The sequence below is a fragment of the Gordonia sp. LMA484 genome (assembly GCF_058129505.1).
Genome location: NZ_CM176700.1, coordinates 400,237 through 420,970 on the forward strand (window position 1 = coordinate 400,237; position 20,734 = coordinate 420,970).

The 20,734-nt window shown below is 68.3% G+C and carries 19 protein-coding genes; 13 read left to right on the forward strand and 6 right to left on the reverse strand.

Annotated features, from left to right (window positions below):
- Positions 1-268: 268 nt before the first annotated feature.
- Positions 269-1,165, reverse strand: coding sequence for an HhH-GPD family protein (locus tag AC4AMJ_RS01790; protein ID WP_489916910.1), 897 nt, complete (start codon positions 1,163-1,165; stop codon positions 269-271).
- Between AC4AMJ_RS01790 and AC4AMJ_RS01795 the strand changes: the two genes are divergently transcribed.
- Both AC4AMJ_RS01795 and AC4AMJ_RS01800 read left to right on the forward strand, forming a co-directional pair.
- A complete protein-coding gene (locus AC4AMJ_RS01795; protein WP_489897290.1) occupies positions 1,164-1,808 on the forward strand; it encodes a carbonic anhydrase in 645 nt (214 codons plus the stop codon). The genes AC4AMJ_RS01790 and AC4AMJ_RS01795 overlap by 2 nt on opposite strands.
- 115 nt (positions 1,809-1,923) lie before the next feature.
- Positions 1,924-2,697 carry a hypothetical protein gene (locus AC4AMJ_RS01800; protein ID WP_489897289.1) on the forward strand — a complete coding sequence of 258 codons (774 nt, stop codon included), beginning with the start codon at positions 1,924-1,926 and terminating at the stop codon, positions 2,695-2,697.
- Between the two features lie 68 nt (positions 2,698-2,765).
- Here the strand turns inward: AC4AMJ_RS01800 and AC4AMJ_RS01805 are convergent, their stop codons facing one another.
- Positions 2,766-3,773 carry a LacI family DNA-binding transcriptional regulator gene (locus AC4AMJ_RS01805; RefSeq protein WP_489897288.1) on the reverse strand — a complete coding sequence of 336 codons (1,008 nt, stop codon included), beginning with the start codon at positions 3,771-3,773 and terminating at the stop codon, positions 2,766-2,768.
- Between the two features lie 117 nt (positions 3,774-3,890).
- Between AC4AMJ_RS01805 and AC4AMJ_RS01810 the strand changes: the two genes are divergently transcribed.
- Both AC4AMJ_RS01810 and AC4AMJ_RS01815 read left to right on the forward strand, forming a co-directional pair.
- Complete coding sequence (locus tag AC4AMJ_RS01810) at positions 3,891-5,078, forward strand: acyl-CoA dehydrogenase family protein (RefSeq protein ID WP_489897287.1); 1,188 nt, start codon at positions 3,891-3,893, stop codon at positions 5,076-5,078.
- Positions 5,075-6,235: a CaiB/BaiF CoA transferase family protein gene (locus AC4AMJ_RS01815; protein ID WP_489897286.1), complete on the forward strand. Its 1,161-nt coding sequence runs from the start codon at positions 5,075-5,077 to the stop codon at positions 6,233-6,235. Before AC4AMJ_RS01810 ends, AC4AMJ_RS01815 begins: the two co-directional genes overlap by 4 nt.
- A 221-nt stretch (positions 6,236-6,456) precedes the next feature.
- On the opposite strand, the gene disA is transcribed toward AC4AMJ_RS01815, so the two are convergent.
- Positions 6,457-7,539 carry a DNA integrity scanning diadenylate cyclase DisA gene (gene disA, locus AC4AMJ_RS01820; protein ID WP_489901045.1) on the reverse strand — a complete coding sequence of 361 codons (1,083 nt, stop codon included), beginning with the start codon at positions 7,537-7,539 and terminating at the stop codon, positions 6,457-6,459.
- A gap of 70 nt (positions 7,540-7,609) precedes the next feature.
- Between disA and AC4AMJ_RS01825 the strand changes: the two genes are divergently transcribed.
- On the forward strand, positions 7,610-8,158 hold the full coding sequence (locus AC4AMJ_RS01825; protein ID WP_489897285.1) for a PaaI family thioesterase: 549 nt from the start codon (positions 7,610-7,612) through the stop codon (positions 8,156-8,158).
- 6 nt (positions 8,159-8,164) lie between these two features.
- Here the strand turns inward: AC4AMJ_RS01825 and radA are convergent, their stop codons facing one another.
- Together radA and AC4AMJ_RS01835 are read right to left on the reverse strand one after the other, a co-directional pair.
- Complete coding sequence (gene radA, locus AC4AMJ_RS01830) at positions 8,165-9,541, reverse strand: DNA repair protein RadA (RefSeq protein WP_489897284.1); 1,377 nt, start codon at positions 9,539-9,541, stop codon at positions 8,165-8,167.
- Positions 9,542-9,699: 158 nt separating this feature from the next.
- The gene (locus AC4AMJ_RS01835) at positions 9,700-10,302 is read right to left on the reverse strand and encodes a copper chaperone PCu(A)C domain-containing protein (protein WP_489897283.1); all 603 of its coding nucleotides are present in this window, start codon (positions 10,300-10,302) and stop codon (positions 9,700-9,702) included.
- Positions 10,303-10,669: 367 nt separating this feature from the next.
- Between AC4AMJ_RS01835 and AC4AMJ_RS01840 the strand changes: the two genes are divergently transcribed.
- From AC4AMJ_RS01840 to AC4AMJ_RS01870, 7 genes are all read left to right on the forward strand, one after another.
- Complete coding sequence (locus tag AC4AMJ_RS01840) at positions 10,670-11,158, forward strand: CarD family transcriptional regulator (protein ID WP_005169342.1); 489 nt, start codon at positions 10,670-10,672, stop codon at positions 11,156-11,158.
- 129 nt (positions 11,159-11,287) lie between these two features.
- Positions 11,288-11,974 carry a 2-C-methyl-D-erythritol 4-phosphate cytidylyltransferase gene (gene ispD / locus AC4AMJ_RS01845; protein ID WP_489916912.1) on the forward strand — a complete coding sequence of 229 codons (687 nt, stop codon included), beginning with the start codon at positions 11,288-11,290 and terminating at the stop codon, positions 11,972-11,974.
- Positions 11,971-12,438: a 2-C-methyl-D-erythritol 2,4-cyclodiphosphate synthase gene (ispF, locus tag AC4AMJ_RS01850; RefSeq protein ID WP_489916914.1), complete on the forward strand. Its 468-nt coding sequence runs from the start codon at positions 11,971-11,973 to the stop codon at positions 12,436-12,438. The genes ispD and ispF overlap by 4 nt, the downstream gene beginning before the upstream one ends.
- A gap of 135 nt (positions 12,439-12,573) precedes the next feature.
- Complete coding sequence (gene cysS, locus AC4AMJ_RS01855) at positions 12,574-13,968, forward strand: cysteine--tRNA ligase (RefSeq protein ID WP_489916916.1); 1,395 nt, start codon at positions 12,574-12,576, stop codon at positions 13,966-13,968.
- A gap of 1 nt (position 13,969) precedes the next feature.
- Positions 13,970-14,926, forward strand: a complete 957-nt coding sequence (rlmB, locus tag AC4AMJ_RS01860) for a 23S rRNA (guanosine(2251)-2'-O)-methyltransferase RlmB (protein ID WP_489916919.1) — start codon at positions 13,970-13,972, stop codon at positions 14,924-14,926.
- A 194-nt stretch (positions 14,927-15,120) separates the two neighbouring features.
- On the forward strand, positions 15,121-15,882 hold the full coding sequence (locus tag AC4AMJ_RS01865; protein ID WP_489916921.1) for a LamB/YcsF family protein: 762 nt from the start codon (positions 15,121-15,123) through the stop codon (positions 15,880-15,882).
- A gap of 310 nt (positions 15,883-16,192) precedes the next feature.
- Entirely contained in the window at positions 16,193-17,743 is a 1,551-nt protein-coding gene (locus AC4AMJ_RS01870; RefSeq protein ID WP_489916923.1) for a carboxylesterase/lipase family protein, read from the forward strand.
- A 17-nt stretch (positions 17,744-17,760) separates the two neighbouring features.
- On the opposite strand, the gene AC4AMJ_RS01875 is transcribed toward AC4AMJ_RS01870, so the two are convergent.
- Positions 17,761-18,558 (reverse strand): alpha/beta fold hydrolase, encoded by a 798-nt coding sequence (locus AC4AMJ_RS01875; RefSeq protein ID WP_489916925.1) that lies wholly within the window; start codon positions 18,556-18,558, stop codon positions 17,761-17,763.
- 284 nt (positions 18,559-18,842) lie between these two features.
- Here AC4AMJ_RS01875 and AC4AMJ_RS01880 point away from each other — a divergent pair, with 284 nt between their 5' ends.
- On the forward strand, positions 18,843-20,732 hold the full coding sequence (locus AC4AMJ_RS01880) for a hypothetical protein (protein ID WP_489916927.1): 1,890 nt from the start codon (positions 18,843-18,845) through the stop codon (positions 20,730-20,732).
- Positions 20,733-20,734: the final 2 nt, after the last annotated feature.

Genomic DNA, 20,734 nt, shown 5'->3' on the forward strand with positions numbered 1-20,734 from the left:
GGTGCTGGGGTTGGCAGGGTGCCGGCGGAGGGGTGTCCAACCCCGATCCCTGAGGAACCCCGGAGCGCCAGCGGAGGGGTGTCACGAAGGGTCGGCCCTTCGTGACGCATCCTCGCAGGCTCGGAGGCTCCTCAGGGACCGGGTGGACGCTTGCAGGCTCGTTTGCAGCTCAGGGACCGGGTGGACGTCGCGGGCTCGCTGCTCAGGGGCCCGGGTGCGTTGCGGGCTCGCTCGTCAGGGACCGGGTGGAAGTCGCGGGCTGCCGGGGTCAATCGGCCTCCCCGGCAAGGCAATAGCGGCCGTTGTCGGTGAGCTCGACGAGCCCGTCGACGAGGAGGGAGTCGAGTGCGCGGTCACGCTGTGCCGTGTCGGTGGTCCAGACGACGTCGAGTTGTGCGCGCGTGACCGGTTTGTCGGAGCCGCGCAGAACGTCGAGCAGCAGTCCCCGTACCTGCCGATCGGTGCCGGCGAACTTCTGCACCTTGCGTGGGGGGCCGGTGTGGGCGGGACGGCCGAGTCGTACCCAGGTGCAGTCGGTCAGTGGGCACGCGTCGCAGCCGGGGTTGCGAGCGGTGCAGACCAGCGCGCCCAACTCCATGAGCGCCGCCGAGAATCGTGGGGCGTTGTCGGCGGGGGTGCCGTCGGCGTTCTGGGGGAGGAGCACCTGCGCGTCGCCGAGGTCGGCACGTGCGGGGTTGCCCGGCTGTTCGCGACCGTGCACCGCGCGGGCGATGACCCGGCGCACGTTGGTGTCGACCACCGGGACCGGCTGCCCGTAGGCGAAACAGGCGACGGCGCGAGCGGTGTAGTCGCCGATGCCCGGCAGCGTCAGCATCACCGCCACATCCTCGGGGACACGGTCGTCGTGCTCGGCGGCCAGAACGGTCGCGCACTCGTGCAGGCGGAGCGCACGTCGCGGATAGCCCAGCTTGCCCCACGCCCGCAGCACCTCGCCTGCCGACGCCGCCGCCATCGCCGACGGCACCGGCCAGCGCGTCACCCACTCGCGCCACGGTCCGACCACCCGGGAGACCGGGGTCTGCTGCAACATGATCTCGCTGATCAGGATCTGCCAACCGGACAGTCCGGGCTCGCGCCACGGCAGGTCGCGCTCGTGGAGGTCGAACCAGCCGAGCAGGGCGGCCGATGGCACACTATTCGTCATGACTGACCTGACACCCACCGAGGCCTGGAAGATCCTGCAGGACGGGAACGATCGGTTCGTTGCCGGCGATTCTCAACATCCCAGTCAGGGTATCGAGGACCGCGAACGACTGACCTCGGGGCAGCATCCGCATGTCGTGTTGTTCGGTTGCTCGGATTCGCGGCTGTCCGCGGAGATCATCTTCGATCAGGGCCTCGGTGACATGTTCGTCGTTCGTACCGCCGGCCAGGTCATCGACGCGGCGGTGCTGGGTTCGCTCGAGTTCGCGGCCGAGGTGCTCGAGGTGCCGCTGATCGCGATCCTCGGTCACGACAGTTGTGGCGCGGTCAAGGCCACCCTCAACGCTCTGGACAATCTGCAGATCCCCGGCGGATACATCCGTGAGCTCGTGGAAAAGGTGAGCCCGAGCATCCTCGCCGGACGCAGTGAAGGGCTGACCCGGGTCGACGAGTTCGAGGCGCGGCACGTGCTAGAGACCGGGCAACAGCTGATGGAACGCAGCCGGATCATCGCCGACCGGGTCGCCGACGGCCGCCTCGCCATCGTGGGATTGACCTACCAGCTCGGCGAGGGACGTGCGCATGTCCGCGGTGTCCTCGGCCAGATCGACGGCGTGGAGATCGTCGACGTCGCGCGCGGCTGACCCTTCTCGTCGGGGCTGAACCCCTACTTGAGACTTTCCGCCGGTCAGGGCCGGTTTCGCGACACGCCGAGCAGGGTCGGACGGTCGTTTCACGGCTGCCGTTAGCGTGGGGGCCGTGATCGAACCGCACGGCCCTCTGCCACCCGAGATCTATTGGCGACGTCGAGTCGTCGCGGTGGGTGGCGCAGTCGTCGTGATCGGTCTGATCATCGGTCTGATCATATGGGCGACCAGCAGTGGCGGCGGCGAACCGAAGAGCGCCGCGGCGGCGTCATCGGTCGCATCCTCGACGGCCTATTCCACCGAGTCCTCCGAACCGTCGGCGAGCGCCGAGGTGTCCGGCGGTGGCTCTGGTGGCGGTGTGGCGGGTGGCAACAACGCGGCCGGGGGCCCGAACGACGCGTCGGCATCGGCGTCGGGATCTGCGGTACCGGAGGCCGGTGACGCCTCGAGCACACCCGGACCGGTGCCGGCGTCAGGTCTGTGCCCGGACGCGAACATCTCGGTGGTCCTCTACACCGACAAACCCACCTACACCACCGGTGACCAGCCGGTCTTCACCATCGTGACGACCAATGCGGGCCTCACCGAGTGCACCCGTGACGTCGGCAAGGCCGCCCAGGACGTGGTGGTCCGCAACCTCGACGGCACCCGGACGTTGTGGTCGGCGCGGGACTGCTCGCCCCTGCAGACGGTGAACAACGTGAACCTCAAGCCGTCGCAGCAGGTGCGCGACACCATCACCTGGTCGGGCACCACCAGCAACCCCGGCTGCGACAAGCCGCGCGTGCCGATCCCCGTCGGTGCCTACCAGGCCATCGGCAAGATCGGCGAAAAGGAATCCGCGCCGATCACGTTCAACGTGGTCGCTCCGGCGCAGCGTCCCTAGGCCGGCCGCACTGGTCTCCGGTTCAGTAGAAGGCCGGTCGGGAAGCGAGCTGTTCTTCCGAGACCGGGCTAGGTGGTCGCGCGTGCCATCAGCGTGACCGGCAGGCGCATCGTCTCGGCTTCGCGGCCGTCCACCAGATCCAGAAGTCGGCGCACCGCGGCGACGCCGATCTCGTGGGCAGGGGAGCGGACCGTGGTCAACGGCACCGGCAATTGCGCAGCGACCGGTATGTCGTTGTAGCCGATCAAGGCGACATCGTCGGGGATGTGCAGGCCGAGGTCGCGGGCCACGCCCATCACACCGATGGCGATCGTGTCCGACACGGTGAAGATCGCGCGTGGGCGGTCGGCCCGGTCGAGCAGGGTGCGGCCCGCCTCGATCCCACCGTCGACCTCGAACGACGAGTGGACAATGCGGTCGGGTGGCAGTCGCACGCCGACGTCGGCGGCGGCCGCGAGGAAGCCTGCGAGCCGGTCGGACGCCGTCGTGGCGTGGGTGGGTCCTGCGATGACGGCGACGTCGGTGTAGCCGCGATCGATCAGGTGCCGGGCCGCCAACTGGCCGCCGTACCGGTCGTCCCCACCGACGAACGGCAGCCCGGAATCGGCGTGCCGGGTGACCGTCATCATCGGAACCGACCCGATCGACAACGAGTCGATGAAGGGTCGGGCAGGCGCGTGCAAGCTGCTGATGAGCAACCCGTCCACCTGCCGTCCCACCAGCAGTTCGATCGCCCGGCGTTGGGCGTCGAGATCATCGGGCGGGCTCGACAGCAGGACCGAATAGCCGGCTCGTGACGCTGCCTCCTCGATGCCCTGATAGGTCGTGGCGACCACCCCGTCGGTCAGGCGGGTCATCACCACGCCGAGCGTCGTCGTCTTGCGGGTGCGCAGGCTCGCCGCCCACAGATTGGGCTGGTAGCCGAGCTGCTCGGCGACTGCGCGGACACGTAGCGCCGACGCCGACCAACCGTCGGCGGGTTCCGGCTGGCGCAGGACGCGGGATGCGGTCGAGACGTGGACACCGGCGCGCTCGGCAATCTCCTTGAGCGTCGGCGCCCTGTTGGTCTCACGCATCCTCGGTTTGCCTCCCCGCGTCGACGGCCGGTTGTCGCACGTTGACGAACCACATCCGTTGGACTTACCTTAGTCGATGCAAACGTTCTTGCAATCGTTCTCACCACGGAGGCACCGATGTCCCGACCGCAGACCCTGACCGAGCTGTTCGCGCTCGATTCGCTCCTCGACTCCGAGGAGATCGCGATCCGCGACACCGTCCGGAAGTTCGCCGACGAGCGGCTGCGGCCGCATGTGGCGGACTGGTTCGAGGCCGGTGCTCTGCCGGCCCGTGACATCGCCAAGGAGCTCGGGTCGCTCGGCGCGCTCGGTATGCACCTCGAGGGCTACGAGTGCCCGGGTACCAGCGCGACCGCCTATGGTCTCGCCTGCCTGGAACTCGAGGCGGTCGACTCCGGCATCCGCAGCCTGGTCTCGGTGCAGGGGTCGCTGGCCATGTTCTCGATCCATCATTGGGGCAGCGAGGAGCAGAAGCAGGAATGGCTGCCTCGGATGGCCGCCGGTGACGCCATCGGTTGCTTCGGGCTGACCGAGCCCGATTTCGGGTCCAACCCGGCCGGCATGCGGACCAACGCGAAGCGCGACGGTGACGACTGGGTGCTCAACGGCACGAAGATGTGGATCACCAACGGATCCATCGCCGACGTCGCGGTGGTGTGGGCGCAGACCGATCTCGCCGACTCACCGCGCGGCATCCGCGGCTTCGTCGTCCCAACCGACACGCCCGGCTTCTCCGCGCCGGAGATCAAGAAGAAGCTCTCGCTGCGTGCGTCGGTGACCTCCGAGCTGGTGCTCGAGGACGTCCGGCTGCCGGCGTCGGCGATGCTGCCGAAGGCGGAGGGTCTGCGCGGACCGCTGACCGCACTGGGCGAGGCGCGGTTCGGCATCATCTTCGGCGCGATGGGGGCCGCCCGCGACTGCCTCGAGGCCGCCATCGACTATTCCCAGTCGCGCCACGTCTTCGACAAACCGCTTGCGGGATACCAGATCACCCAGACGAAGATCGCCGACATGGCACTCGAGGTCGGCAAGGGACACCTGCTGGCGTATCACCTCGGCCGGCTCAAGGACCGTGGCGAGATCACCCCGGAGCAGGTCAGCACCGGCAAGCTCAACAACGTCCGCGAGGCCATCGCCATCGCACGCGAGTGCCGGACCATACTGGGCGCCAACGGCATCACGCTCGAATACCCGGTGATCCGTCATGCGAACAACCTGGAGTCCGTGCTCACCTACGAGGGCACCTCCGAGGTGCACCAGCTGACCATCGGCAAGGCGCTGACCGGTGAGGGTGCCTTCCGGTGAGCAACGTCGACGGTCGCGTCGGCGCGCTCGCCGGCCTGGTCATCGCCGACTTCGGTCGGGTGTTGGCGGGACCGTACGCGACGATGTTGCTCGCCGACCTCGGCGCCGAGGTGATCAAGGTCGAGCGGCCGGGTAGCGGTGACGACACCCGTGCCTGGGGACCGCCCTGGGTCGGAGATCCCGACGCCGCCGAGTCGTCGTATTTCCTGTCGGTCAACCGCAACAAGGAGTCGGTGGCCCTGGACCTGACCGATGACCACGGGCGCAAGGCCGCGCGACAGCTCGTGGCGCGCGCCGACGTCGTGGTGGAGAACTTCATGCCCGGCACGATGGATCGGCTGGGCCTCGGATACGACGCGGTGTGCGAGATCAATCCGGACGTCGTGTACTGCTCGGTCACGGGATTCGGGGGCAACAATCAGCTGCCCGGCTACGACCTGCTGATCCAGGCGGTCGGCGGCCTGATGAGCATCACCGGGCCCGACCCGGACACGCCGACGAAGGTCGGTGTCGCGATGGTCGACGTCATCACGGGACTGCATGCCGCCGTGGGCATCCTGGCCGCTCTGCGGCACCGGGACCGCACCGGCGAGGGGCAGCGGATCGAGGTCAATCTGCTCTCGTCGCTGCTGTCCGCATTGGTGAACCAGACGTCGGGTTACGTGGCGGCCGGCGTCGTGCCGCACGCGATGGGCAACCGTCACCCGAGCATCGCGCCGTATGAGGTCTTTGCCGCCGCGGACCGGCCACTCGTACTCGCCGTCGGCAATGACCGTCAGTTCACCGCGCTCGTCGATGTGCTGGGACGGCCGGAACTCGCTGTCGACGAACGGTTCTCGTCGAACAAGGCGCGGGTGGCCCACCGGGAAGAGCTGGGGGAGATCCTGAACTCGTTGCTCGCCACCGACACCGCCGACGCCTGGTTCGCGGTGCTCACCGAGCGGCGGGTGCCGTGCGGCCCGCTCAACGACATCGCCGACGCGATCGCGCTGGCCGAGCGACTGGGACTGGACCCGGTCATCACCATCGACGATCCGCGGCGGGAGACCCCGATCCGGCAGGTGGCCAACCCGATCCGGCTCTCGGCGACCCCGGCTGCATACCGGTCGGCACCGCCGCGGCTGGGGGAGCACAACCCGGCTGCGCAGGAGGCGTAGCCGCGCAGCTTCACCTCTGCTGGCGACCGCCCCTGCTGAAAACGCCCCCTGCTGCTGACCGCCCCTGCTGGAAACCGCCTTGCTCGCGAGCCACTCCTGCTGGAAACCACCCTCCAGCGGCCCGCTGTCGGCGGATCGCCGACACCGGCCCGCTCGAGGGTGGTTTTCGGGTGGTGGCGGTGGGGGCAGACCAGCCGACCAGCCGGCCCGGCGCGGTCGGCCTACTCGTACCGCTCGATGCTGCTCTCCGCCAGCCGCGAGAGCCCCTCGCGGATGTGGCGGGCCCAGATGCTGCCGATGCCCTCGACCGCCTGCAGGTCGGCGGCACTGGTCGCGAGCAGCGCCTGCAGGGTGCCGAAGCTGCGCACCAGCCGGTCGATGTGGGCGAACTGCAGGCGGGAGATGCGGGCGAGCAGTCGGTAGCCGCGCGGACTCATCGCGGTGTCCTGCGCCTCGATCGTCGTCGGATAGCCGAATGCGCCGGCCAGCAGGGTGATGTCGAGCAGGTCGGCGTCGGAGAGCTCTTCGACCGTCTCGAGCGCCTGCCGGACCTCCTCGGTGCTGGCCGGTTCCGGGCTCGCGTAGTAGTCGCGCACCAGCAGTTCACGCATGGTGTCGTTGTCGCTGATCAATTCCTCGAGCTGCAGACTGACCTGGCGGCCGTTGACGCCGAGCTCGAGCACGTACTCCTCGATCTCGACCGACACCCGGCGGACCATCTCCATGCGCTGCGCCGTCGACATCGCATCGCGCAGCAGCACATAGTCCTCGATCTCGGCGCGGGAAAGCGCGGCGATCACCTCGTCGAGGCGCATCTTGTAGCGCTCGAGGGTCGCCAGCGCGACGTTGGCGCGGGACAGGATGGGATCCGGACTCTCGACGACCCGTCGCTGGCCGTCGACGTAGACGCTGACGATCGACATCGACGCACTCACCGAGATGACCGGATGCCGCGTCTGGATGGCGGTGCGCTCGGCGGCGCGGTGGCGCGTACCGGATTCCTCGGTCGGGATCGAGGGGTCCGGCACCAGCTGCACATTGGCGCGGACGATGCGTTTGCCGTCGGTCGAGAGGACCACGGCCCCATCCATTTTCGCGAGCTCGCGCAGACGGGTGGGGGCGAACTCGACATCGAGGTGGAAGCCGCCGTCGCAGATCTTCTCGACGTCCGAGTCGTGGCCGAGCACGATCAGCGCACCGGTGCCGCCGCGCAAAATGCGTTCGAGGCCGTCGCGCAACCCGGTGCCGGGTGCCACCCTCGCCAGGGTCTCCCGGGTCAACTCGGACTTCGCGATCTCGGCCATCTCGCCCTCTCTGCGGTACACGACGATGCGCTCACCCCGCACTGAACTGCTCCGACTAGGGTAACGGGACGTGAAGAGCAGTTTTGTGGTGCCCACCGAGCTCGATCCCGTCGAGCGCCATCCGAAGGCCGTCGGACCGGGCGAGCGGATGCGGATGCACAACCCGATGTGCTTCGGCTGCGGCGAGGAGTCGCCCGGCGGTCTCCGTCTCGAGATGTACGCCGGTGAGGGCTTTACGGTCGACGCCTCGATGACGGTGCAGCCCGGATTCGAGGGGGGCCCGGGCGTCATCCACGGCGGCATCCTCTCGACGGCCTTCGACGATGTGATGGGCATGGTGCCGCTGCTGGTCGGACCGTCCGCGGTGACCGTCCATCTCGAGGTCGACTACCTGCGCCCGATCCCGGTCGGCTCGGTCCTGCAGATCCATGCCGCGTTGCTCGGGCGGCAGCGTCGGAAGATCTACACCGAGGGAGTGGCGCACATCGGCGATCCCGATGCCCCGGTCGCGATGGCGCACGCGATCTTCGTGACGATCAACGCCCGCGAACACTTCGCCGAGCACTTCGAGAACAGTCAGCTCGCCGACGAATACAAGCAGCGGCTGTCGCGGCCCTGACGGTTCTCAGAACGGCGCGTCGACGACGCTGCTGAAACCGGCATTGACGGCCTGGTTCAGATCACCCACACGGGTGACCTTGATTCCCGACGGCTGGTTCTCGTCGGTGCCGGCCGGGATGATCGCATGGCGGAACCCGAGACGTTTGGCCTCGGCCACCCGACGGGCCACCGCCGACACCCGCCGGACCTCACCGGCCAGTCCGACCTCGCCGATGGCGACCGTGTCATGCGGCATCGGCCGGTTGTTCACCACGGAGTACACCGAGAGGGCGATCGCCAGGTCGGCGGCCGGCTCGGTGACCTTCATCCCGCCGACGGTGGCGACGTAGACCTCCTGGTCGGCGACCTTGGTTCCGAGGCGGTTCTGCAGGACGGCCAGGACCATCGCCACACGCGCCGAGTCCAGTCCGGAGACCGCACGGCGCGGCGTCGCCATCGTGCTCTTGTTGGTCAGCGCCTGGATCTCACCGACCAGGGCACGTTTGCCGTCCATGGTGACCATCGTCGTCGAACCGGTGACGTCGGCGTCGCGTTGATGCAGGAAGATCCCCGACGGGTCGGGCACCTGGTGGATGCCGTCGTCGCGCTGCTCGAAACAGCCGACCTCATCGGACGCGCCGAAGCGGTTCTTGATGCCGCGCACCATCCGCAGGCTCGAGTGGCGGTCGCCTTCGAAGGAGAGGACGACGTCGACGAGATGCTCCAGCGACCGCGGGCCGGCCACGGCCCCGTCCTTGGTGACATGCCCGACGAGGACGACGGCGATACCGCGATTCTTGGCCATCGACACCAACGCGGTGGTGACCGCCCGGATCTGTGTGACCCCACCGGTGACGCCGTCGCTACCGGTCGCGACGACTGTCTGTACCGAATCGACGATGACCAGCGAAGGATTGACCGCGTCGACGTGACCGAGGATCGTCGCGAGATCGGATTCGGCTGCGAGATAGACGTTCTCGTGCACCGCATCGGTGCGCTCGGCACGCATGCGCACCTGGCCGGCGGATTCTTCGCCGGTCAGGTAGAGCGCTGTCTGACCACGCTGGGCCCAGTGTTTGACGGTCTCGAGCAGCAGGGTCGACTTGCCGACGCCGGGTTCACCGGCGAGCAGGATGACCGACCCGGGGACCACCCCGCGTCCGAGGACACGGTCGAGTTCGTCGATGCCGGTGGCGATCGCATGTGAGCTGTTCGCGTCGATCTCGGTGATCGGTCGGGCCGGGCTGGTGGGCGTGATGCCGCCGACGCCGTTCGGTCGCGCGGCGGCCGCGGCCACCTCGTCGACCGTGCCCCACTCGCCGCACTCGGGGCAGCGGCCGACCCATTTGGCGACGGTGTGCCCGCAGGCGCTGCAGCGGAACGACGACTTGGGTTTGGCCACGCGATCACAGTACTGGCGCGGCCCGACAGCGAGGGTTCGGCCTTACCGAGGCCGACACGAACGAATCCACCCCACCTGTCGCGAGTCGGTTTCCGCGTGCGGAAGGTGACCGACGACAGAGGGGGTGGATCGAAAAAGCGATGGAGACCCGGAACGGCTCAGTGGCCGCCGGTGTGCTCGTCGGCGGGTGCCTCGGCCTCGCGGATCTTGTCCTGACGTTCCATGTAGGTACCGGCGTCGACCGGGGTGTTGACCGTGCCCGTGCCGGAATGCTGGAAGCGGAAGATCAGCGGGGTCGTGAGTCCGGGGGCCACGGTGTCGCCCGCGCCGGACAGTGTCACGGTGAGCCGCTTCTCCTCGTCGGTGTTCTGGACGCCCTCGGGCTCGAGCAGACCGACCGGTTTCCCCGCCCGCAGGGCCTGGCCGGCGTCGATCGAGGTGTCGCCCACGATGGTCACCTTGCCGCCCTTGGGGGCCTCGATGGCCATCAGACGGTCGTTCTCGATCGGGTCGATGTTGCTGATCGTGAACGCGATCTCGAACGGTCCGCCGTTGCCGAACACCTCGTCGGACTTCTCGGTCGGATACATGATCTGCACATCGCGCAATTGCATCGCACCGATGTTCGCGGTGTTGCCGTTGACCGCGGGCTCCTGATTCGCCGTCTGCGAGATCTGGCCCGCCCCACAGGCTGTGGTGCCGAGAGCGAGTGCGATACCGAACGCGGCAACCGCGGTGGCCTTCACCGCTCGCCCACTCACCGAACGCCCATCGACATTTCGCACAGCCGAACGCCGAGCGGTTTTCCGAAGCACTGACACCCGTTCCTCCCAGGTAATCGAAGGCCGACACGCACGTGACGCGAACCCTGCACTACGCAGCGTAGTGGGCCATGCCCGCAAAAGTCCGATCGGGTGTCGGATTGGTGTCTTGTCGCAGGGTGGACCGGGGGCAACCGCGACGACCTCAACGGGTGTCCGTGGGGGCCGACATCGCCCGGTTTGTGCCGGTCCGTACACTCGGTCAGGGCCTGCTCGCAGGCTGTTTCAGGGCGTTGACCTGCACCGTTGGGTGTGCCCTCTCGGACGCCCGTGCTAGACTGGCTGTACTCGAAAGGGGCATGGAACATTGAACTTCAAAGTTGGCGACACCGTTGTCTACCCCCATCACGGTGCTGCCCGAGTCGAAGACATCGTGACTCGGACCATCAAGGGTGAACAGATCGAATACCTTGTTCTCAAAGTCGCCGATGGTGACATGACCGTTCAGATCCCTTCGACAAAGCTGGAATACGTCGGCGTGCGCGACGTGGTCGGTGAAGAGGGTCTTGATCAGGTTTTCCAGGTGCTTCGCGCCCCGCATACGGAGGAACCCACCAACTGGGCCCGCCGATTCAAGGCGAACCAGGAAAAGCTCATCTCCGGCGACATTATCAAGGTTGCCGAGATCGTTCGCGACCTGTGGCGTCGTGAGCAGGATCGTGGACTGTCGGCAGGAGAGAAGCGCATGCTGACCCGTGCGCGTCGTGTCCTCGTCGACGAACTGTCACTGGCGCAGAACACCGATGACGAGAAGGCGACCAGCATTCTCGACGAGGTGCTCGCTGCAGCGTCCTGACGCAACTTCTGTGACCGTCATCCCGGCCGACGGGGTTCGTCCCCCTGGTCTTTGCTCGTCCCCCGCAAGTGTGCGGACGACGAACCGAAATCAGGCGGACGGACCGCGCGTAGGCAGTGAGCTGCCGGCATGTCGGTGAGTGTGATCATCCCGGCCGCAGGGTCGGGAACCCGGCTCGGCGAGTCGGTTCCGAAAGCCTTTGTCGACCTCGGTGGTCGGACCATCCTGGAAATGTGTGTTTCCGGGGTGTTCGACGCCGAGGTCGCTCAGTCTGTGGTGGTCGTGGTACCCGCCGAACTGATCGACGACGCCCGACGACTCGTGCCCGACGCCATCGTGGTGGCCGGCGGCGACCACCGGTCGGATTCGGTACGGGCGGGGATCGACGCCGCAGATGCGACATCCGACATCGTCCTGGTGCATGATGCGGCCCGGCCCCTGACGCCGCCTGCGGTCTTCGCGCGCGTCGTCGACGCCGTGCGGGGCGGGCATCCGGTCGTCGTTCCGGGACTCCCGGTCGCCGACACCCTCAAGCAGGTCGAGCCGGCCACGTCCGGTCCGGAGGCCGTTGTCGCCACCGTCGACCGCGAACGACTTCGCGCCATCCAGACTCCGCAGGGCTTCACCCGAGACGCCCTTGCGCGCGCGCATGTGGACGATTCGGGTCTGGCCACCGACGACGCGGGTCTGGCCGAGCGTTGTGGAATCCCCGTGCATGTGGTGGCCGGCGATCCGCTGGCCATGAAGATCACCACGCAATGGGACCTACGCATCGCCCGCGACATCGTCGCGGAGTCGTCGGCGGGGCACTCATGAGAGTCGGGATCGGGAGCGACGCCCATCGCGTCGATGCGGACTCCCCGTGCTGGATGGTCGGTCTGTACTTCCCCGACACGCCCGGGTGTGAAGGCCATTCTGATGGTGACGTCGGCGCCCACGCGCTGTGCGACGCCGTGCTGTCGGCAGCGGGTCTCGGCGACGTCGGATCGGTCTTCGGGACCGGACGGCCGGAATGGGCCGGGGTATCCGGAGTGGTGATGCTCGAGCACGTCCGCAGATTGGTGACCGAGGCCGGCTTTCAGGTCGTCAACGCCGCCGTCCAGGTGATCGGCAACCAGCCGAAGATCGGCCCGCGCCGGGACGAGGCGCAGCAGGTCCTCGGCGCGGCACTCGGCGCCCCGGTATCGGTGTCGGCGACGACGACCGATGGACTCGGTATGACCGGTCGCGGCGAAGGCGTGGCCGCGGTGGCCACGGCACTGCTGGACACCGCAGAGTGACCACAATCGTCCCCCGGACGGCCTGCCGACGGAAATATCCCTCGGATGCCCGTGTGGGAGACGATCTCGACCATCGGTACGGGCGACTCGCGGCGAGGGCGGGCCCAGGGGGCCGACCAGGTAGGATTGCACGTCGTGACCCTGCGCCTGTATGACACCGCTGCCCGAGAGGTGCGCGACTTCGTGCCGCTTCGCCCCGGCCATGCCTCGGTGTACCTGTGTGGCGCGACTGTCCAGGGCATTCCCCACATCGGTCACGTGCGCAGCGGCATCGCCTTCGACGTGCTGCGCCGCTGGCTCGAGCACAAGGGTCTCGACGTGCTGTTCGTCCGCAACGTCACCGACATCGAGGACAAGATCCTGCGCAAGGCGGCCGAGGCCGGTCGCCCGTGGTGGGAGTGGGCGGCGACCCATGAACGCGCCTTCGATTCCGCGTACGACGCGCTCGGCGTTCTGCCCCCGTCCGGGGAACCGCGCGCCACCGGGTTCGTCACCCAGATGGTCGAGTACATGGAGCGCCTGATCGACCGCGGGCACGCCTACGAGTCCGACGGCAACGTCTACTTCGACGTGCTGAGCCTGCCCGACTACGGGTCGTTGTCGGGGCACAAGCTCGAGGATGTGCACCAGGGGGAGAGTGCCGGCACCGGCAAGCGGGACCCGCGCGACTTCACCCTGTGGAAGGCGGCCAAGCCCGACGAGCCGTCGTGGCCCACACCGTGGGGTCCGGGGCGACCCGGGTGGCATCTCGAATGCTCCGCCATGGCGACATCACTGCTCGGTGCGGAGTTCGACATCCACTGCGGTGGAATGGATCTCATCTTCCCGCACCATGAGAACGAGATCGCCCAGGCGCATGGCGCCGGTGATCCGTTCGCACGTTACTGGCTGCACAACGGCTGGGTGACGATGAGCGGCGAGAAGATGAGCAAGTCCCTCGGCAACGTCGTCTCGATCCCCGCGATGCTCGAGCGGGTGCGCGCCGTGGAGTTGCGCTATTACCTGGGCAGCGCCCACTACCGATCGATGCTCGAGTACTCCGAGGGTGCACTCACCGAGGCCGCGGCCGGATATCGCCGCGTCGAGTCCTTCGTGACGCGCGTGTCGTCGCGGGTCGGAGACGTGGCCGTCGGCGACATCCCGACCGACTTCGCCGCGGCACTCGACGACGATCTGGGTGTGCCTGCCGCGTTGGCGACCGTTCACAATGTGGTCCGCCAGGGCAACACCGCACTCGAGTCCGGCGACGGCGCGGCCGCGTTGACGGCTGCATCGTCGGTGCGCGCGATGATGGGCATCCTGGGCGTGGACCCGCTCGACGACCATTGGGTCGACGAAGGCGCAGACGAATCGGCCGCCACCACCGCGCTCGACGTACTCGTGCGTGCCGAGCTGGCCCGCCGCGCTCAGGCGCGTGCCGACAAGGACTGGGCGACAGCGGACTCGGTGCGGGACCGACTCGCCGAGGCCGGTATCGAGGTCACCGACACCCCCGATGGTGCTCAGTGGTCGCTGAAGGGAACCTCCTGACATGGCCGGAAACTCCAAACGTCGTGGCGCAGTTCGTAAATCAGGTACCAAGAAGGGGCAGACCACCGGGTCCGGCGGGCAGCGTCGTCGTGGCCTGGAAGCTCGCGGGGCCACTCCGAAGGCGGTGGATCGGCCCTACCATCCGGCTCACAAGCGCGCGAAGGCCGCGTCGAAGTCGGTCGCCGGACGCAGCGGTGGTGGCCGATCACGCAAGGAAGACGGTCCCGAGTACGTCCTCGGCCGCAATCCGGTGCTCGAGTGTCTGCGCGCCGGCGTGCCGTCGACGGCGCTGTACCTGGCGACCAACTCCGAACCCGACGAGCGGGTTGCCGAAGCGGTGAAGATCGCCGGCGACAAGGGCGTGGCAATCCTCGAGGTCGGCAAGCCCGAACTCGACCGCCTGTCGGCGAATGGACTGCATCAGGGCATCGCGCTGCAGGTGCCCGAATACCGTTACGCGCACCCCGATGATCTGATGCGCGACGCGATCGACAGCGGTACGCCGCCACTGCTCGTCGCGCTCGACAACATCACCGACCCGCGCAACCTCGGCGCCGTGATCCGCTCGGTCGCCGCGTTCGGTGGACACGGCGTGGTGATCCCGCAGCGCCGCAGTGCGAGCGTGACCGCGGTCGCGTGGCGCACCAGCGCGGGTGCCGCCGCTCGACTGCCGGTGGCGCAGGCGGCCAATCTGACCCGGACGCTGAAGGATTGGGCGGCGACGGGTGCTCAGCTGGTCGGGCTCGACACCGAGGGGGATGTGACCCTCGACGACTACGACGGCACTGGACCGACTGTCATCGTCGTCGGCTCCGAGGGCAAGGGGCTCTCGCGCCTGGTCCGGGAGAATTGCGACTCGATCCTGTCCATCCCGATGGCCGGTGACGTGGAGAGCCTGAACGCCTCGGTCGCTGCCGGCGTGGTGCTGGCCGAGTTCGCCCGCCAGCGCCGCAGCTAGTCGCCGACAGAACCCCGAATCGCGCCGACAGAACCCCGAATCGCGCCGACGGAACCGGCTTCGTCGCCGACAGAACCCCGAATCGCGCCGACGGAACCCGCTTCGTCGCCGACAGAACCCCGAATCGCGCCGACGGAACCCGCTTCGTCGCCGACGGAACCGTCCGCATTCGTATCGCCACTAGAATTCGGACCATGGGCGAATCAGGACGAACCGGGCTCGTCATCGATCTGAACGCCGACCTCGGCGAGGGTGTCGGCGACGATGACGCGATGCTCGAGGTCGTCAGCAGCGCCAACGTCGCGTGTGGCTTCCACGCGGGCACGCCCGCCGTGCTGCTCGCGACCTGTCGTGCGGCCGCCAAGGCCGGTGTCCGGATCGGCGCACAGGTCTCTTATCCCGACCTTGCCGGGTTCGGCCGACGATTCATGGACATCGCGCCCGCCGACCTCACCGCGGACATCATCTATCAGATCGGCGCGCTCGACGCCGTCGCACGCTCGGTGGGAACCTCGGTTTCTTATGTGAAGCCGCATGGCGCACTTTACAATTCGATCGTCCACCACGAAACCCAGGCTGCCGCCGTGGTGGCGGCCATCACCGAACTCGGTGCATCGTTGCCGCTGATGGGGCTGCCGGGTTCCCTGTCACTGCGACGAGCCGCCGACGCCGGTATCCCGGTGATCATCGAGGCGTTCGCGGATCGCGCCTACCAGCCCGACGGGACATTGGTCTCCCGCACCGAGGTGGGGGCTGTGCTGACCGACACCGACGAGGTCGCCCGCCGCGTGGTCGGGCTCGTCGTCGACGGCACGGTCACCGCGGTCGACGGTTCCGTCATACGGGTCGAGGCCGAGTCGGTGTGCTTGCACGGCGACACACCCGGGGCGGTTGCGCACGCGCGTGCCGTACGGGACGCACTGCGCGACGCAAGTGTTTCCGTCTCGGCGCACTGACAGACATAGCCCCTTGCCCCGGTCCCTGAGGAGCCTCCGAGCCTGCGAGGATGCGTCACGAAGGGCCCTTCGTGACGGCCCTCCGCTAGCGTTCCGGGCCTTCTCGGGGGCCGGGTGGTGGCGGTGGGCGGCTGGCGTTCCGGGTCTTCTCGGGGGCCGGGTGGTGGCGGTGGGCGGCTGGCGTTCCGGGTCTTCTCGGGGGCCGGGTGGTGGCGGTGGGCGGCTGGCGTTCCGGGCCTCCTCCGGGGGCCGAGTGGTGACGGTCACCGATCCTGTGGGAGGGAGAGGCGCTTCGTCTATGTTGGGTTACATGACATCGATCGATAGCAGGGTTACCACCTCCGATGGCATCGTCGAGGGGGCCCGCGGCAAGCGCACACGGCGCGGCACGATCAGCTGGAAGGGCATCCCGTTCGCGGCGCCGCCGGTGGCGGGACTCCGGTTCCGCGACCCCCAACCGGTGCACCCGTGGCCCGGGGTGCGCGACTGCACCCGTTTCGGGAAGGCGCCCATCCAGGAGAAGCGCTTCACCGCGGTGGCGCCGGGGAAGTATCAGCCGATGGGTGAAGACTGTCTGACCCTCAACGTCTTCGCGCCCGACCGGCCGTCGTCGCGTCCGCGGGCCGTGATGGTGTTCATCCACGGCGGCGCCTACATCCTCGGTACCGCTGCGACACCCCTCTACGACGGATCGCTGCTCGCGCGGGCCCAGGACGTCATCGTGGTGACCGTGCAGTACCGGTTCGGCCCGTTCGGCTTCCTCGACCTGGGCGCATACTCCACCGACGACCGCACCTTCGACTCGAACCTGGGTCTCAAGGATCACGTGGCCGCACTGTCCTGGGTGCAGCGCAACATCGCCGCATTCGGCGGAGACCCCGACAACGTCACCATTTTCGGTGAGAGCGCGGGCGGAACGTCGGTGCTCACGCTGCTGAGCACCCCGGCCGCCGACGGGCTGTTCGCGCGCGCCATCGCGGAGAGTCCGGCACCGGACCTGCTCATGTCGCAGAAGTCGGCACGGCTGCACGCCGACGAGTTCCTGCGAATCCTGCGCGACCCGCAGCGCCGCGCCACGCGGGTCGACCCCGACGCCGAGCCGATGCCCGCCGAGGAGGCGCAGGCCCTGATCGCGCGCTCATCCGCCCAGGACCTGCTGCACGCCGGCAACCGGCTGATGCGGTTCGCCGCGGCCGCGGAGACCGGTGACGCGATCCCGTTTGCCCCGGTCGTCGACGGTGACTATCTGCCCGCGAACCTGCTGGAGAGCGCAGCGACCGGAATCACCCTCCCGGTACCCCTGATCATCGGCAGCAACCACGACGAGGGTCAGCTGTTCACCAAATTGTGGAATGTGCTGCCGGACGCCGAGAGGTCATTGGTGCGCGTCAACGACGAGCAGGATCGGCGCGAGATCAAGGCGTTGTACGACGGCGGGGACCACGACCTCGTGCGTCTGGCCGCGGATTCGGTGTTCTGGGCCCCGATGGTCACGTTCGCCGAAGGCCACAGCGCAGTCGCGCCCACCTACGTCTACCGCTACGACTTCCGGACCCGCGTGCTGTCGGCCACCGGCATGGGGGCCACGCACGCGACCGAGCTCTTCGCCGTGTTCGGCGCGTACCGGTCGGCGCTCGGAGCGGGCCTCGCGGTCGGGGACTGGCGCTCCACCGGCCGGGTCATCGCCGATGTGCAGGATCGGTGGGGTGCATTCGCGACGGGCGGCGTACCCGGAGTCGGATGGCCGGCATACGCCGCGGACAGCCGCAAGGTCCTCGTCATCGACGACCCCGACCGGGTCCAGACCGACCCCGACGGCGCCCGCCGCGCCGCGTGGCGCAAGGTCCACGCCACCGCCTGAGCGGCGGTCAGGTCACCTCACTTGTACGGCGCCCAATGGTCGGGCGGGTCTGCGGCCAGGAACGAGATCACCAGCGGGTTGAACAGTTCCGGGGACTCGATCGGCAACAGATGCGTCCCGGGCAGGATGGCCACCCGGCCCTTGGGCAGCACGCGGGAGAGTTCGACCACGTGCTCGAGGCGCGCCACCCCGTGATCGGCAGCGAGAACGAGAGTCGGAGCCCTGACGCCCGCGAACTCGGTCAGGTCGTAGTCGGGTTCGCGTGCCAGCATCGCGAGGGTCTTCTCGTAGACGGTGTCGAAGTGTTCGGGACCGTCGGGTGACACGCCGACGTAACCGCTGCGCAGGAACTCTACGGTCTCGGCGTGATGCTCGTTGATCATCGCGAAGAAGTCGTTGGCGTCCTGACCCGCCTGGTTGACGTAGTAGCCGACCATGACGACGCGGTTGACGAGGTCCGGGCGCTCCCGCGCGACGAGCAGCGCGATCATCGCCCCGTCGCTCCACCCCACCAGGTGGGCGGGTGCTCGTACCGCCGTCTCGAGGTACCTGATCGTCTCGGCGACCATGTCGGCGTAATCGAACGGACCGTCGTGGTCGGGGCTGTGCCCGTGACCGCTGCGTTCCGGAGCGAAGATGGACAGGCCGGCGGCGGTGAAATCGGAGAACTGGGCGCCCCAGGTCGAGGCCGCCCCGAATGCGCCGTGCAGCAGCACGGTCGGCTGCCCCGACGGGTCGCCACCATGGAAATGCCACACACGTCGATCACCGAGGTCGACGTACACGCCGCCGTCGATCTGTTCACCTGAGGTCATGTGGGACACCCCGCCATGCTGTCAGACGTCCCGCGGCCGTCGGGAAACGATTGTGCCTCGAATCCACAACGACACGACCCGATCTGGCTCGGCGATTGGTGATGTCGATTTGTGCGATTTCGATTAGGTTCTCTTACGAAGAACTTCAGAGCAAATCCGGTCGAGGATGCGAACGAGCCGTTCTGGCCGTCGCGCGCAGAGAGGGTCTGATGGACGTTCGTCGCAAGCCGGTCCGGAGAGTCGGTGTCGTTCGGATCGTGGCGGTTGCGGGCATTCTCGCGGCCATGAGTTTCTTCGCTCCGAGCGTCTCCGCGGCACCTGGCGATCCGCCGCCTCCGATGGGGCTGGACGACCTCGGCGCGTCGTCGACGATCTCGTTGCCCGGCCAGCAGGGCGAGGCCAGCCTGAGCCTGCCGGTCCCTCGTGACCTCACGCCGTCCGTGCTGCGCGGCAACCTGCAATTGCCCGCCTTCGTCACCGGAGGCAGTCTCGACGTTCTGCAGTCGGGCCGGCTGCTCTCGCGGACACCGCTGCCGACGGCACCGAACGCGCCGATCGAGTTGCCGCTGCGAGGTGTTCAGGTGCAACAGAACGCCGCCGACATCACGTTGCGTGCCTATCTCCGCGCGGAGGGGTTCTGCCAGTTCGATCCCGACCACGCCCTGCGTCTGGTCAACACCACCGTCACCTACACGGGCCGGGAGGCCATCCCGGACGTCGTGTCGGACTTCCTGCCGCCGGTCCTGCGTGGCCTGACGATCTATATTCCCGAGGACGTGCAGCAGGCCGAGGGGGAGGCCGCGGTCAACCTCGCGACCGCGGTGGTGTCCAACTACGGCGCGGCCGCCGTGCCGGTCGACACCGTCGCGATACCCCGCGGCAGCAGCCCGCGTACGGTGCCCGGTCCCCTGGAGCGCCAGGTCGTGATCAACACCGACGCGCCGACGGGGCTGACGCTCAAGGACAATGCCGGCACCGCCTATCTGGAGATCGGCGGTTCGGCCGACGAACTGCTCGCGCAGACACAGCTCCTCACCTCCGCACTCGCGCCGATCGCGCTGAGCTCGTCGGCGGTCGCCGGTTCGCTGCACGACGCCCCGCAGGTCCCGCGTGACGTGCAAACCCTGGCCGACCTCGGGGTGTCGGACCAGAGCGTCACCTCCGCCGCGTGGCCGACGATCACCTTCGGTATCGACCAGACGCGGTTGGGACGCCCGTCCCAGGGCATTCGGGTGCAGCTGTCGGGCTCCTACAGCCCGGGCCCGGCCGACGCCGACGGGGTGATCTCGGTGCGCGTCGGTGACCGCGTCATCGCGACCATCCCCACCGATTCCAGCGGCGCCTACAACACCTGGATCGACGTTCCGGATGACGTCGTGAAGCGTTACACGGCACTGACACTCACCCTGGAACGCGGCAACCTCAGCGAGGCGTGTGGCACCGGATACCGCAGCACACTGAGCCTGAGTTCGGCCGGCGAGGTGCAGGCCGACGAGTCCAACCCACCACAGCCGGATGGCTTCCAGTCGCTGCCGCAGGCACTGATGCCGCGCACCCAACTCGCCTGGAGCAAGGGCGATGTCGGCGACGTCACCCGCGCCGTGTCGATAGCGGTCGGACTGCAGCGGCTGTCGGCCGTGCCGCTGGGCGTCGACGTCGTCTCGATGGACACCGCGGGTTCGTCGGAGCAGCCGGCGATCCTGATCTCCGGCGACGGTGAGGGGCTGCCGAATCTGAATCTGCCGCTGCAATCCGACGGTCGCACACTCAAAGTCGTGTCCCGGTCGGGAGACTCCGAGCAGACGTCGTCGGTGACGCTGAATCCGGGGGTGAACTTCGGTGCGCTCGAGGTGACCCGCGACAACGGCCGCAGCCTACTGGTCGCGACGTCCACGAACGACGCATCCGACCTGGATGCGCTGCTGGATTGGCTGTCGACGGAACCGCGGTGGTCGGCGGTCGACGGTGACGCGATCCTCCAGGTGTCCGGGCACGATCCGGTGACCGTGGCCGCGAACGAGGTGAACGCCCAGGAACCCACCGACGGTGGACTGTCCGGCGCCTGGTTGGCGGTCCTCGGCGTCGTGATCGGCGTGGCGGTGCTCGCCGGAATCGTGTACGTGCTGACGGTCCTGCTGCGCAGACGCCGGCGCGGGCCCACCACCGGGCAGTGATC

Excerpts from the sequence above, each read along its gene's own strand:
- AC4AMJ_RS01795 (WP_489897290.1), top strand. The coding sequence starts at position 1,164 with ATGACTGACCTGACACCCACCGAGGCCTGGAAGATCCTGCAGGACGGG.
- AC4AMJ_RS01790 (WP_489916910.1), bottom strand. The coding sequence starts at position 1,165 with ATGACGAATAGTGTGCCATCGGCCGCCCTGCTCGGCTGGTTCGACCTC.
- AC4AMJ_RS01805 (WP_489897288.1), bottom strand. The coding sequence starts at position 3,773 with ATGCGTGAGACCAACAGGGCGCCGACGCTCAAGGAGATTGCCGAGCGC.
- AC4AMJ_RS01810 (WP_489897287.1), top strand. The coding sequence starts at position 3,891 with ATGTCCCGACCGCAGACCCTGACCGAGCTGTTCGCGCTCGATTCGCTC.
- disA (WP_489901045.1), bottom strand. The coding sequence starts at position 7,539 with ATGGCCGAGATCGCGAAGTCCGAGTTGACCCGGGAGACCCTGGCGAGG.
- ispD (WP_489916912.1), top strand. The coding sequence starts at position 11,288 with ATGTCGGTGAGTGTGATCATCCCGGCCGCAGGGTCGGGAACCCGGCTC.
- ispF (WP_489916914.1), top strand. The coding sequence starts at position 11,971 with ATGAGAGTCGGGATCGGGAGCGACGCCCATCGCGTCGATGCGGACTCC.
- rlmB (WP_489916919.1), top strand. The coding sequence starts at position 13,970 with ATGGCCGGAAACTCCAAACGTCGTGGCGCAGTTCGTAAATCAGGTACC.
- AC4AMJ_RS01865 (WP_489916921.1), top strand. The coding sequence starts at position 15,121 with ATGGGCGAATCAGGACGAACCGGGCTCGTCATCGATCTGAACGCCGAC.
- AC4AMJ_RS01870 (WP_489916923.1), top strand. The coding sequence starts at position 16,193 with ATGACATCGATCGATAGCAGGGTTACCACCTCCGATGGCATCGTCGAG.
- AC4AMJ_RS01875 (WP_489916925.1), bottom strand. The coding sequence starts at position 18,558 with ATGACCTCAGGTGAACAGATCGACGGCGGCGTGTACGTCGACCTCGGT.
- AC4AMJ_RS01880 (WP_489916927.1), top strand. The coding sequence starts at position 18,843 with ATGAGTTTCTTCGCTCCGAGCGTCTCCGCGGCACCTGGCGATCCGCCG.